The 12838-nt window shown below is 51.1% G+C and carries 13 protein-coding genes and 1 pseudogene; 6 read left to right on the forward strand and 8 right to left on the reverse strand.

Annotation, left to right across the window (positions count from 1 at the left end; all coding sequences use genetic code 11):
• Positions 1–47 precede the first annotated feature (47 nt).
• Both FYJ85_RS08945 and FYJ85_RS08950 read right to left on the reverse strand, forming a co-directional pair.
• Positions 48–716: a hypothetical protein gene (locus tag FYJ85_RS08945; protein ID WP_154418002.1), complete on the reverse strand. Its 669-nt coding sequence runs from the start codon at positions 714–716 to the stop codon at positions 48–50.
• 18 nt (positions 717–734) lie between these two features.
• A complete protein-coding gene (locus FYJ85_RS08950) occupies positions 735–1379 on the reverse strand; it encodes a YagK/YfjJ domain-containing protein (protein ID WP_154418004.1) in 645 nt (214 codons plus the stop codon).
• Between the two features lie 363 nt (positions 1380–1742).
• On the opposite strand from FYJ85_RS08950, the gene FYJ85_RS08955 reads away from it, so the two are divergent.
• The 6 genes from FYJ85_RS08955 (at position 1743) to FYJ85_RS24400 (ending at position 5887) form a co-directional block, all read left to right on the forward strand.
• Positions 1743–1961 (forward strand): DUF3791 domain-containing protein, encoded by a 219-nt coding sequence (locus tag FYJ85_RS08955; protein WP_154418006.1) that lies wholly within the window; start codon positions 1743–1745, stop codon positions 1959–1961.
• Positions 1961–2455: a DUF3990 domain-containing protein gene (locus FYJ85_RS08960; RefSeq protein WP_168963405.1), complete on the forward strand. Its 495-nt coding sequence runs from the start codon at positions 1961–1963 to the stop codon at positions 2453–2455. The genes FYJ85_RS08955 and FYJ85_RS08960 overlap by 1 nt, the downstream gene beginning before the upstream one ends.
• A complete protein-coding gene (locus FYJ85_RS08965; RefSeq protein WP_154418008.1) occupies positions 2442–2654 on the forward strand; it encodes a DUF3791 domain-containing protein in 213 nt (70 codons plus the stop codon). Before FYJ85_RS08960 ends, FYJ85_RS08965 begins: the two co-directional genes overlap by 14 nt.
• A 207-nt stretch (positions 2655–2861) precedes the next feature.
• Positions 2862–4202, forward strand: a complete 1341-nt coding sequence (locus FYJ85_RS08970) for an ATP-binding protein (protein ID WP_154418010.1) — start codon at positions 2862–2864, stop codon at positions 4200–4202.
• A 430-nt stretch (positions 4203–4632) separates the two neighbouring features.
• Positions 4633–5412: a phage integrase SAM-like domain-containing protein gene (locus FYJ85_RS08975; RefSeq protein ID WP_154418012.1), complete on the forward strand. Its 780-nt coding sequence runs from the start codon at positions 4633–4635 to the stop codon at positions 5410–5412.
• On the forward strand, positions 5339–5887 hold the full coding sequence (locus FYJ85_RS24400) for a tyrosine-type recombinase/integrase (protein WP_420856469.1): 549 nt from the start codon (positions 5339–5341) through the stop codon (positions 5885–5887). The genes FYJ85_RS08975 and FYJ85_RS24400 overlap by 74 nt, the downstream gene beginning before the upstream one ends.
• 112 nt (positions 5888–5999) lie before the next feature.
• Here FYJ85_RS24400 and FYJ85_RS08985 read toward each other — a convergent pair.
• The 6 genes and pseudogenes from FYJ85_RS08985 to FYJ85_RS09010 form a co-directional block, all read right to left on the reverse strand.
• Positions 6000–6461 (reverse strand): annotated as a pseudogene (locus FYJ85_RS08985) (AAA family ATPase); the annotation flags it as partial.
• The gene (locus FYJ85_RS08990) at positions 6461–6619 is read right to left on the reverse strand and encodes a hypothetical protein (RefSeq protein WP_154418018.1); all 159 of its coding nucleotides are present in this window, start codon (positions 6617–6619) and stop codon (positions 6461–6463) included. The gene FYJ85_RS08990 and the pseudogene FYJ85_RS08985, both read right to left, overlap by 1 nt.
• Before the next feature lie 177 nt (positions 6620–6796).
• Positions 6797–7195 carry a hypothetical protein gene (locus tag FYJ85_RS08995; RefSeq protein WP_154418020.1) on the reverse strand — a complete coding sequence of 133 codons (399 nt, stop codon included), beginning with the start codon at positions 7193–7195 and terminating at the stop codon, positions 6797–6799.
• Between the two features lie 178 nt (positions 7196–7373).
• A complete protein-coding gene (locus FYJ85_RS09000; RefSeq protein ID WP_154418022.1) occupies positions 7374–9602 on the reverse strand; it encodes a family 78 glycoside hydrolase catalytic domain in 2229 nt (742 codons plus the stop codon).
• Positions 9603–9604: 2 nt separating this feature from the next.
• The gene (locus FYJ85_RS09005; RefSeq protein WP_206213060.1) at positions 9605–11251 is read right to left on the reverse strand and encodes an acetylxylan esterase; all 1647 of its coding nucleotides are present in this window, start codon (positions 11249–11251) and stop codon (positions 9605–9607) included.
• A gap of 62 nt (positions 11252–11313) precedes the next feature.
• Entirely contained in the window at positions 11314–12435 is a 1122-nt protein-coding gene (locus FYJ85_RS09010; protein ID WP_154418026.1) for an MGH1-like glycoside hydrolase domain-containing protein, read from the reverse strand.
• Positions 12436–12838 lie beyond the last annotated feature (403 nt).

The following is a 12838-nucleotide window of genomic DNA, read 5'->3' on the forward strand; positions in this document are numbered from 1 at the left end:
GTTCAGATCCCTGCTGGGACAGGGATCATATCGCCCCATTTACGGAACTACAGCGACAGGTCGTCATCGAACTTGAGATGATGGAACGGATGCCTGACCAGATCGATCAGCTTCCGGAACTGCTCGCTGTTGCGTATCCGTGACTTCAACTTCGGTAGGATATTGAGTCTGCGCCAGTCCTCATCGCTGAATTGATCAAGGCATGGACAGGCCGTCAGCAGCTCTGCGGAACTGTAAAGGATGCTCCACCACATCGGTTTCGTGAACTGTTCCCGGCTGGGACATTGAAACCACGTGCTCGGATTATGCTTGACGACCCAGAACCAGTCGCCCAGAGTGAAGTCATGCGTGTCGATATCTGTGCTGAAATAACTATCGCTCGCCAGTAACCCACTCCGTATAGCCGGATGATCCGGTATCTCGCAGTAATGCAATAAGGTCGGTTGATGCTGTAACAGACGTTGCCATTTAACGGGGGTGAAATCATTCCAGTACGTACACCGCCATGCAAACGTTGGCTGCTTTTCAAGAGCGATGAGCCACTCGTCCGGGGTAAACTCGGAGAATGGACAAAACTCTTGAAGCTCCGGGTGTCGGGAGATGATGCGTGCCCACTGCTTCAGTGAAAGCGGAGCGGAAACAGATGGCTCTTCGGGAGTAAAAGCTGCACAGTTCCATTCCAGATCGAGGAATACGTTCAGTTCTTGTTCGGTCATGATGATTGCCTTTCAATGTTAATGTTGAATACGGGATGAGAATAGTTCCCGCTGGTGCTTGGGTGAGGAGTCCTTCTGGTTGACCTTGGCGAGGTAGCTGCAACGTCGGAAACACTGGTCGTATTTGCGTTCATATTCGGGATCATCCTTGCGGAGCATGACGCCGTTCTCCTGCGGCTGACCTTGCCGGTTCCTCATACAATCGTCAATCAGTCCGTAGCTGGTTGCCCGTCCTGCGTCATCATGCTTCGGAGACAGGTTCAGCGTCTTCTCCCACAACCGTTCCGCTGTCTGAATATGGTCGTGGATGCTTTGGGTCTTGTGTCCGTCCAGCATCAAAGCAACGTGATAATGTTGATGTTTCTCTCTGGAACATTCCCGGACTGCGATATACGCCGGGTCGTAACCTGCTCTCTTACGGTTCTTGATGAAGCTCTCCTGAAACTGGCTGAAGAGTTCGTTGTCATTCGGATGCCCGTAGCCTTGGGGGAATCGGACATCATATCGCATGAAGTAGACTTTGCTGTGACGGTTGCTCATGTCGGTCATCAGTTGATCGATCTTCTGCAATATCGATTCCTTACAGCCAAGCTGTCTGGCTTTATCGGTCATGATGGGATGTCCCAGGTACTGGTCTTCGTAGGTGATTCTTTCGTTTCTCATGCTGTTGTCTTTCTCTTGCTTACTGTTTATTCTGTTTCTCTTTCTGTAGGGATGAGCCCCCTGTGATGTCTAAAGCCCTCACAGGGGGCTCATATAGGTACTACCAATTAACCTGTTTTTGATAGCGTGAAACATGCCTGCTGGTGCAGAGACTTTTGAACCACGATCTCCAGCACAGCGTAGATGTTACTTTGACCGGATTATTCCCCGCATATGATATACGACGCAATCAGGTAATTAATTCATATTTACCAGCTTCCCAACAAAACATGAAGAATCAAAGAGGTTGAGGCTACAATGTTGCATTCTTCAAACTGTGTGCTATATTGATGCTAAGTAAATGAAACTATCGAGGTTTGACGCATGAGTAAGTCCGCTCTTGAATTTGCTATTTTCTGTATTGAGGCAGTTGCACAGAGACTGCACTTACCCGGCAACCGAGTGTACGATATGCTTGCGAAACAATCCGATATTCTGAATACCTATCTGATTCCTTCATTTGATGTGCTTCATACGCAAAGCAAGCAGTATATAGTCGATGACATTCTGTCATTGATGCGGGAACGCGGGGTGTTGCCGTGATCGAAGTGTATCATGGTTCTTTTATTGAAATCCGCAAGCCGGATATCTCGTTTTCGCGGCAAACCCTTGACTTCGGAAAAGGCTTTTATATCACTCCGCTTCGGGAACAGGCGGTCAGATGGGCGTTGCGTTGGCAACGACGTGGCAAGAAAGCCGTCGTCAACACATATGTTTTCGATGACAGTTCCGATGCGTTGGGGAAACTTCGGGTAAAGGATTTCCCGGAATACGATTCTTCCTTGCTGCGTTTCATTATGGAGAACCGGAGCGGGCAAGCATCGGAATCTTACGACATTATTCGTGGTGGAGTGGCTAATGATAAGGTATTCAACACGCTGGAACTGTTTTTCGATGGTTTGATTTCCGAAGAGGAGGCATTGGGGCGACTGAAATTTGAAAAGCCGAATCACCAGATTTGTATCTGCCGTCAGGATTTGATGGATCGGCTTCTGGTATTCCAATCATCCGAAGAGGTGTCTGATGGAAGCCAATAGCGTTCTATTGCAGAAGAAATATGCCCGGATTGTTGTGTTGTTCGCAGAACAGATGCAGCTTACCCTTGATGAGGCGCTGGAGTTTTTCTATCGTTCAGAAACCTATCAGGAACTGCGCGATGGAATTGCCGATCTGCACTGTCGAAGCGATCAGTATATTGTAGATGAACTGAAACTCGAATTTCAGTCTGCAAAATAACTGATTCTTAAAAAATCCATTCCTTCAAGTTATAGAAAGCGTAATATACTTCGCTGTCTATACGTTCTTTCGTCTGATTCATGTATTGGATTTTTTGTTATTCGTGCCAATTTTGCAATATTAATCTCGTTTTATATATGTATTGTGTTTGAAAAATAGATTGTGTGATACTATATTGCCGTAAAAGAAAACCGGGAGATTATGGAAATGATTGAGCGATTCATTCTGAAAGATTTAATTGCTTGGAAAAGCTCTTCTTATCGAAAACCATTGATTCTGCGAGGAGTACGGCAATGTGGAAAGACTTGGATTCTTCAAGAATTCGGCAGGCAACATTTTGAAAACACTGCCTATTTCAATTTCGAGCGGCAGAATCGTTTAGGAGAAGTCTTTTCTGGTGAGCTTGATCCTAAGCGAATTCTGCTTGAGCTCGGTGTGCTGGCGCACCAGAAAATAGAGCCCGGCAAGACGTTGGTCATTTTCGATGAGATTCAAGCATGTCCCCGGGCGTTGACCTCACTCAAATATTTTTGTGAGGAGACTCCGGAATACCACATCGCTGCCGCAGGCTCCCTGCTGGGAATCGCACTTGCAGCAACGGATGGTTTCCCTGTGGGTAAGGTAAATTTTCTGGAGTTGACGCCATGCTGCTTTGCAGAATATTTGCAGACAGTGGATTCATCGTTGTTTGAATATACCAATTCACTTATTTCGCCCGAACCGATTCCAGGAATATTCGAAGAGCGTCTGGCAAAACATTTGAACGAATATCTGACCATCGGCGGCATGCCTGCCGTGCTTGAATCCTACCTGTCGAATCATGATCTTTCGCAAGCGGAGAATATTCTGGAAGATATTTTGAAAACGTATGAGCTGGACTTTTCCAAACATGCTCCGGTCAGAGATATTCCAAAACTCTTCTTGTTGTGGAAATCGATTCCGCAGCAGCTGGCGCGTGAAAACGCCCGGTTCATTTACGGAGAGGTGAAAAATGGAGCACGTGCAAAAGACTTGGAAGATGCGTTGCGCTGGCTGGAGAGTGCCAGCTTGATTCACAGGATTACCCGGATCGAGAAACCGGAGATACCATTAAGTGCTTACGAGGATCGTAAAAGCTTCAAACTCTATCTTGCTGATGTAGGATTGCTCCGGAAATTGGCGGAGATACCGGCGGCTTCCATTCTGGTGAATCCGGATATTTTCCGTGAATACCGGGGGCGGTTGGCAGAAAACTTTGTACTTCAGCAACTCGTTACCATGAGATTTTCTCCCATTCATTACTGGACCAGCGGGAATCTGGCAGAAGTGGATTTCGTGATACAGGATTCTGTCGATGTAGTGCCGATTGAAGTGAAATCAGGATTGAACGTCAAAGCCAAGAGCCTTAAAAGCTATCGTGAAAAGTACCGTCCCAAGCAGGCTCTCCGCTTTTCCATGCAGAACCTGAAATTGGATGACGGCCTGCTGAATGTCCCGTTATATCTGCTCCATCGATTTCATGATTTTTTACATGTTGAAGCATGGAATAATAAGAATGGAGAGATGTGATTATAAATACCGCTTTTCTTCCCCGTTTCTTCCCCATTTTGACTTGAAAAAACGTTGAAAAATGGTATGTTTATTTATCTTCAAATTGACAGGGAAGCAGGTTTGATTCCCGGTTTGGAGATTGGCTGATTGGCATGCAAAAGTTCCCCATTTCTTCCCCGGGAAAAGGGATTTTCCCCGTTTTTTCCCCATAAAAGGGAAATCGGAAACCTGTGGAAGAAGTGCTATAAAGTGCCAAACTTGAGCTTGGAATGCTTAAAAACACGGGATTTTGAGGCGCAATCGGAGTGCCCGAACACAGCCACCAGCTCCACCATTTTTGAAGTTAAAAAGCTCAAAACGGTACCACAAAGTACCATTTCGAGCTTTCTTTTTGTCAAAACACGTCTATATTGGCTAAATCCGGTGCTCTCGTAAGAAAGGATCGAAAATGGCCATCCAGAAAATTAAACTCGACATCGGAACCGTCTATCAGAAAGAGGAAGGCGGCGTCTACTGCTTCCGGTCTCAGATCAACGGAGCACGTAAGGTGATCAGCCTCAAAACCCGGAACCAGAAAGAAGCTCTGAAAGAGGCCAACAAGCAAATTCCGCTGCTGAAAGCGACCTCTACGGAGATTATTGCCGCCCATGTGCAGCACGCACGCGGCCTTATCACTCCGGAAAAGAATCTGCTGCTCTCCGAGGCGTGGGCAGTCTATGAAAAGAGCCCGGAACGTGCAACTCCCGCAACTGTTGCGGAAGCCCAATCCTACCGCGCCACATTTCAGGAATTTCTGGATTGGCTCAATGATCCGCAGAAAAATATACGTGACATTACCCCGGAAATTGGAGAACAGTACGCCGAATATATGCGTAACCAGAAAATCGCCGTTTCCACCCATAACCGTAAAATCAAGCGAATCCGCCGTGTCTTTCATGTTCTCCGGGAATATTGGAGCGGCAGCAATCCGTTTCACTCCGCAACGCAACTGCGACGGGAGCGTGAAGAGCGTGAACAGGATGTTCGCCGCCTTTCCTTCACTCGGGAGCAGGAACAACTGTTGCAGGCTGTCCTTGACGACGACAAGTACACGGTCATGAACAAATCGGAAGTCCGGGGGGGGTTACTATCTCGGCATGTTTACCGGCCAGCGGATGAAAGGCTGTGTACTGCTGCGTTGGAACAAAATCAATTTCAACCTGAAGCGGATATGGGTGAAGCAGTTTAAGACCGGCAAGGAAGTGACGATTCCGATTGCACCGAAGCTGCTGGAGGTTCTGCAGGGTGCTTTGGCGTGGAAGGCCGGAGAAACCGATTACGTCTGTCCCAATATTGCCGCACGTTACAACAAGACCGACGCTCGCGGCAAGAACGTCGGCAACAACCTCGTGAACATCGACATGCTCCGGGTAATCCGCTGGATCGGCTTGGAGCCGTCCGTGGCCGTTCCCGGCAGGGATAAAAAGGTGACGGTCTACGGCTTCCATTCGCTACGGCATTTGTTCGCGTCCTATTGTGCTGAGGCCGGGGTGCCACAGGCAACGGTCCTTTCCATCCTCGGAGCCGATTCCGAAATCGTCAGCAAATTCTACACGCATGTTGGAAAGGTTTCTTCAGCTTTTTGGAAATTCCGCAACGGTCATCCCCATATTCAAATGTTACAGGATCTTCCAAATCCTCCTGCGCCACATCTGTCCAGGTAAGTTTCAGAGAAAGCGCCAACCCCTGGCACTTTTCTTTCAAGCCCTTTGCTTCACCTTCATGATTCACGTGATGAACGATCAGTATGGCAATGTTCCTGCTTCGCAGTTTATTCATCAGATCTCTGAAATTACTCGGTATTTGCGGAGTTTCCCCATGAACAAATGCGGAATACGTGTCGATAACCAGAAGATCAACATCAACTCCCGGTGTTCCGGAGTTTTGCGCATCGTCAATCATGTCAAGCAACTTCTGATGATGTGCAGGAAGCGTCCAATCGATGTCGCTGCCACTCATATCCTTCATCAGCAAATCAGGACAATTCGCTGCATCAGGCAAATAGGCATCCTGAAATTTTGTTTGATTATTGCCTATATTCCCTTTGTTCTCAAAATCCAAATACAAAACCTTATGTTTTCCTTTAGCTGCCCACCATTGCTCCGGAACTACCATTTTACTTGCAGCACTATTTCCGGCGGCAACTCGCGCTGCAATACTGTACGTCAAAGCACTCTTTCCTGTTTTTTCTTTGGCATACAGCATTGTGACCTCCCCTCGAATCAGAATGGGATGCATTACATAACTGATTGCCGTGAGCGATTTTTTTCCTTTTCGATCAAACGGGATTGTTCACCGCTGGAGTTTTCTTTTTCCCACCACTCCGCCGGTTTGGAATGGATAAACTCCACCGCTTTTTGATACTGGACCTCGAAATCGGTATCGTTCTCCAACAAAAGCAGACTTTCCGGTTTGACTTCCGGTTTCCGGTTTCGGTAACAATCCAATTCGGAACAAAGTTTGAAACGGGAACGGTAAGTCCAATGAAAATTCCGATGAATCAGCGCGAAGTCATTAGCTAATTCGGAGTTACTTTGATCAATCGTACAACCATTCCCATTCCAGTTGGAATGTTACTTCAAATTGACTTTCGTGCGGGCTGAAGAGTCAGGAGAAACTTTCAACCGCCAACGTTCCGTGGTATGCCCCAGAGAATCGATGACGAATTGGCCATGGCCTACTTCAAATTCACGAAAGCTCCATTCCAGATTGACTTTGCCATCAGAAAATGAATGTGTCAATTGCCGGGCAAAAGGTTGAGGAAAAGGAAATATCCAACAGGAGTCCTCCCTGCGTCCACACTTCATGAACGCAGGAAAGCGCTCGCCGGTACAGTTCGCCTCAATCAGCAAAGATGCACGTGCCTCCATACAGACTGAATCACGCCGGGCAGTATCCTCAGGAATATTGTCTGTCGAAACGAACTGTGTTTCTAAAAAATCTGACAGTTTCTCAATCGTACATACTTTCATCGTACAAGTCCTTCTATTCACATCTACTGTTGTAAATAATTTTGAATGAAATAGCAATTGTCAGTTATCAAGTGACGATTTGCGATTGCTATCGCAGGAGCGCAAATGTATCGGGAACCAACCGAAACATAACCTCCCGCAAACGGAAAAGGTTACTCACTCCGATTGGCGACCGCCATCAGAGCGGACAGTGAAAACTGCCGTTGCCTCCCACCAGCTCCTGCCGGGAACCGTCGGGCAGATGGGCGACGCCCTTCAGATTCCGCGGCAAACGGGTCTTCAGGAAGAAGGAGCCTTTCCGCTTTTCCCACTCGACTTTGATCTCACCGGCCGGAACGCGGTAGGCGGCTTTGACGAAATCGACGCCTTCGGCGGCGAAGGGGCGCAACGTCAGTCGGGAGAAGCCCGGATGTTTTTCATCCGGCACGATTCCGGCCAGGAACTGCGTCATCCACGCCGCGACGTCGCCATACATGATATGGTTGCGCGACGCGGTCCCGATCCAGTGCTCCCAGAGGCCGCCCGCTCCCCGGTCGAGCCAGTGCATCCAGCCCGGATAGCCCGGCTGCGTCAGCACCCGGAACGCGGTATCGAAGTAGCCGTTGTTCGCCAGCGCGCGCGGCACATACTTGGCGCCGACGATGCCGAAGTCGGCGCGGCAGCGGCGAGTTTCCATATGCTTTGCGAGCTGCGCGGCGGCCTTGCGACGCTCCACTGGCGGACAGAGGCCGAATTCGAGCGCGATGGCCCCGGCGGTCGGCTCCCCTTTGGCGTAAGTGCCGTCGCCGTGATAGAAGGCGTCGTTGAAGGCGGCGGCAATTTCGGCGGCAAGAGCGGTGAGCTCGTCGGCATCCTCGCGGTTGGCGAGCAGCCGGGCGCACTTCGCCATGAGCGTCGTCAGATAGAAGTAGTAGGCGGTCGAAGTAACGCAAGCGTCCACCATCCGGCTTGGGTCGCAATGGCACCAGTCGCCGAGGCCGAATTTGACGATATGCCGCCGGTCGGCGAGTGTTCCGAGGTAGCGGATATACCGGAGCATCGGCTCGTAATTCATCTCGATGAGCGAATGGTTGCCGGTATAGAGATAAACATTCCAGGGAATCACGATGAAGGCCGCGTCCCAGACCGGGCCGGAGCCCCAGTTGAACCCCCAGCCGCCGGTCGGAGCGATGCCGGGCAGCTGGCCGCTGGGGCGCTGACAATCCGCCATGGTCTGCATGAAAGCGGCGTAGGATTCGGCCAGGCCGTAGTTGAACAGCCCGGTTTCACAGGCGAGTTGCGCGTCGCCGGTCCAGCCGTTTTTCTCGCGGTGGGGACAGTCGATTGGAATGCCGGTGAAGTTGCCCTCGAAGCTGCGCCGGGTAAGTTGATGAAGCCGGTTCAGTTCCGGCATCGAGCACTCGAAGCCGCCGATGGAGTCGAATGCGGTACGGACCAGCCGCCCTTCGACTTCGAGAATCTCCGCCAGGCCCGATTCCACCGTCGCTTCCACGAAATTGAAGCCGTGATAGACGAAGCGCGGCTCCCACTCTTCCACGCCTTTGCCGCTCAAGGTGTAGCGGTCGGTCTGGAACTCGCCGCTCTTCACGAGTTGGTCGATATTCGACGTGTCGATATTGTTGCCGTCGGCGTTGAGGAGTTCGGAGTAACGCAATTTTACTACCGCTCCCGCTTCCCCCCTCACCCTGATCCTTGCCCAGCCGGTGTAAGCTCCCCCCATATCGTAAATAACGCTGCCGTTGGCGGCGGGGAAGGTGCGCACCGGCTTGACGGTGCCGGTCACCTTGCAGGGCGGCATGGTCTGCAAAGTCAGGACTCCGCCGGGGCCGGGAATGAGTTCCGCGTTCTCCCAACCGGAATCGTCGAAACCGGTCGAGCTCCAGTTGGGCAGCTCTTTGCGCGCGTCGTAGAATTCACCGTTCCGGAGCGCGTTGAAGGTGATCGGCCCCTCCCGGCGCAGGCATTTCCAGGAGTCGTCGCTGGCCAGGACGGTTTTTCCATCGATTTCCAGCTCGCAGATCAGCTTGGGGTAGTCCGCCCAGGAGACCTTGTCGAAATGCCAGCAGTCGGCGGTGGAAGGGTTGTACCAGCCATCGCCGAGAATCACGCCGATGACGTTTTTTCCTTTCTTCAGCAAGCCGGTCAAATCGTATTCGACGTAGCGCGCCCGGCGGTCGTACTGCGTCACCACGGGATCGAGAACGCGGTCTCCCACCTTTTTGCCGTTGAGATAAAGCTCATAGTACCCGAGTCCGCAAAGATAAAGAACGGCTTCGCCTTGGGCGGAACAGTTGAATTCCTTGCGGAAATAGGGCGCGGGCAATGCCGGAGACTGCCAATTGAGATGGCAGAAACCGGCAGAAATCCAGCTGGCGTGCCACGAACGGGTTTCTTCGCAGGGGATCATTTTTATTTCTGTTCCACGAGAAAGGACTGGGCTTTTTCCGGCACGAATCCGTGCGTGGAGCCCTGGACCCAGCTGATCTTCTTTTTCGCGGAACCGAGATTGTTGTAAAGAATCGCAAGACCGGACGGCGGGCAAATATCGTCGCCGAGACCGGCGCGGGCGATATCGACCGGACATTTGACGCGTCTTGCATGGAAAACAGCGTCGTAATAGTTGAGCGCCGGCACATAAGCGGGCCGCCACCCCTCGGGGCGCCCCCGGGCCGGCCCCGCCAAGTCGCAGCACCAGGTGATGATGGAAACCGCGTCCGTGACGTCCGGATCCAGCGCGGCCGCCCAGATGGTCTGAAGCCCGCCCTGACTTGCTCCGGAAGCGGAAAGAACTTTCCCATTCCATTGCGGCAGCTGTTTTATAAACTCAAGCAAACGCATGACGCGCAAAGCCATTCCGTTGAAATAGGCGGTTTCGGGATCGGAATTCTGCTTCGGGTCAAACGCGTAAATCGCTCCGTTCGACTTGATCTTCGCGAAGAAATCGTCGTAACAGGCTTTGTCTTTGCCGAGTTCATAGCCGTGGGCATTGACCTCGAAACGAAGCCGGTTGCCCGGTCCGTCTTTCGGAGGAACCTGAATGTTGGTTCCATAGCCGTGATAAGAGACGTAGGCGGGGAGCGATTTCTCCTTTGCGCCGACCGGAACCGTGAGGTATCCCGTTACGGGACGCGGACCGGCGCAATCGACGGAAACAGCATAGATATCAACATTTTTACTGGAGCCGACTTGATCCATTTTGTACTTGACGGGAATTGCGGCCAGCTTTGCCTTCTGTTTCGCCCAGAAGGCATCGAAATCCGCCGGTTCTTCGACCGCCGGTTGAAGTTTTTCCGGCTGAACGCCGGCGCCGCCGATGAAACAGATATCTTCCGGTCTTCCGGCCTGATTTTTTTTCTGGACAATCCGCCCTTTGCCGTCCGCCAGGTAGGCGACGATACGAACAAATCCGGGAGTGTCGAGACTGCTTGTGATGACAACCGGCTTGCCGGGCGCGAACGGCTCCTTGCCGGTGGCGCGTTTTCCGTCCTCCCCGATCCGCTGCCATTTGACGGAATAAGTTTCGGAAGGAACGGACTGCCCTCCGAAATCGGGCTCGATCAAAAACTTCATCTGTTCGCCGGGCTCATAGAGCACTTTATCGGAAGTTCCGTTGATCGTGATTTTTTGAGTGTCAAGCCCGGCAGCCTGATTGTCGGTTTCAGCGGTGGACGGCCGGATGGAGAACTCCCTGATTTCAAAAAATCCCTCCTGATTCCACGCATAGATCACACAGCTGAATGTCTTGCAGTCTTCGGGAATTGTAAAGGTTGCTTCATAACGATTCCAGTCATCGAAAACCCGGAAAAGACCTTGTTGGTCACTACAGTTTTTTCCATTGCTTTGAGGGAAAAATTCCAGATTGTTCACCGTTCCGCGAGCCAGGAATGAAACCTTGAAGGTCTCTCCCGGTTTGACGCCGGTGATGGAACGGGATTGGACCGCCAGGGCCCGGCGCTCGTTCTTCAGACAGGCCGCGGTGCATTTTTCCGCGGAAAACTCCACTTTGTAGTTGGGGTTGTCTTTGAACCATGTCGCCTGTAAATCCTGTTGGCTCATCAATTCCGCCCCAAGCGCAAGCGCGGAAAGACAGAATAACGAGAGTACGATACTTTTTATTTTCATTTTTTCACCTTGATTGTGATATCGTTTGCACCTTTGATTTCAGAGTCGATCATTTCCGATTCTTTTCCATTGACCAGCAACTGATTGCTTGTGTGCCGCCTGACCGTTATATTCAGGCGGCTTTGGCGGTAGGGAAAATTCGATAATGTGATTTCATCGGTTCCTTCCGGCAGGTATGGCGAGAAAGCCAAACCGGCAGGCGAATATCGGACTCCCGGAAAAACGTTCAAAACCATATTGATGAATCCGCCGGCACACCAGGTCTGGCGGCGGCATGACAGCCATTCGACTATTCCCCTTGCCTCGTCTTCCTGAATTCCGCCATAAGGCAATCCGGTTTCCGGATGATAGATTTCAGAAAAGATATAATCGCGGGCGGCTTTTTCCGCCAGCTTCATCATTTCGTCAAAAGCCATTTCGCGGTATCCCGCCCGGGCAAGAGCTTCGCACCAGGCGACGCAGACCTGGGGCCATATCACCCCGGAATGCCTGGCATAAACACCTTTCGTGCCGCCATACCTTTCATATTGCGGCCAGACGCACGGCAGCCCTTGAGGAGTGATGTGGATATTGCGGATCATTTTTTCTTCGCGATTCCCGCCGGCGATCCCGAACAAGAGCGCGAAAGCATGCCCGAGGCCCTCCTGCCGGGCTGGATTCGGATCATCCGCATCGAGCAGATAGCGGTAAGTTCCCGCCGCGTCATTCCAGAACTTTTCATTGATATGATTCCGCAGCCCGGAACTTTCTTTTGCCCAGCGTTCCGGCAATCCGGATTCTTTGCGCATATGATCCGCAACTTCATACGCCGCGAGATACAGGCAATTGGTGGAGAGCGCCTTGCAGGGAAGCCCAATCCCCTTGCCGGCAAGGAATTCCGGCCGGGGCTGATCGTAAACGCAATCGATAATGCCGCTTTTACGCTGACGGGATACCAATTTGTCGGGATATGCCGCAATTCCGTCCTGAAAACATGCTCCGCCGCGAAACAGGCCGTCTTTTTCGTCAAACTCGCCGCGAATCAATTGATCCAGGGTATTTTCAATTGCTTCAAGCGCCGTCTTGATAAATTCCCGTCTTCCGCTCCATGCGAACAATGTATTGCGGATCGAGTTCACGACTGACCAGCAGCCTCCGATATTGATCTAAGAAGCGAGAGAAAAGTTCCTTCTCGTTGTACCAAAGGATACGGTCCGGAAAGCGCAAATCCATACGGAAGAACAGGACTTGGGAATGCCGTTCCAGCATGCGGCTCAGCAATTCACGGTTACGATCAAGATAATTGACGTAATATGGATACGGTTCCCCCATCCTCGGTGTTAGCACTGGTAAATCCTGGTATACGGCAAGCGGTTTGATTGGATTCCTCATAGTATAACCTTTCAATTCAGAGTTGGTTGCTATGAGATGATTCTCTTCTGTACTTTTTTACCAATGGGATTACCGATATAATATAGGGCAACCGGAGCGGGGATGAGGAGGGATGAACTTTCCTCTTCCTCGTCTGGCATGCGGGACATG

Source organism: Victivallis lenta, assembly GCF_009695545.1.
In the GTDB taxonomy this organism is placed as follows: domain Bacteria; phylum Verrucomicrobiota; class Lentisphaeria; order Victivallales; family Victivallaceae; genus Victivallis; species Victivallis lenta.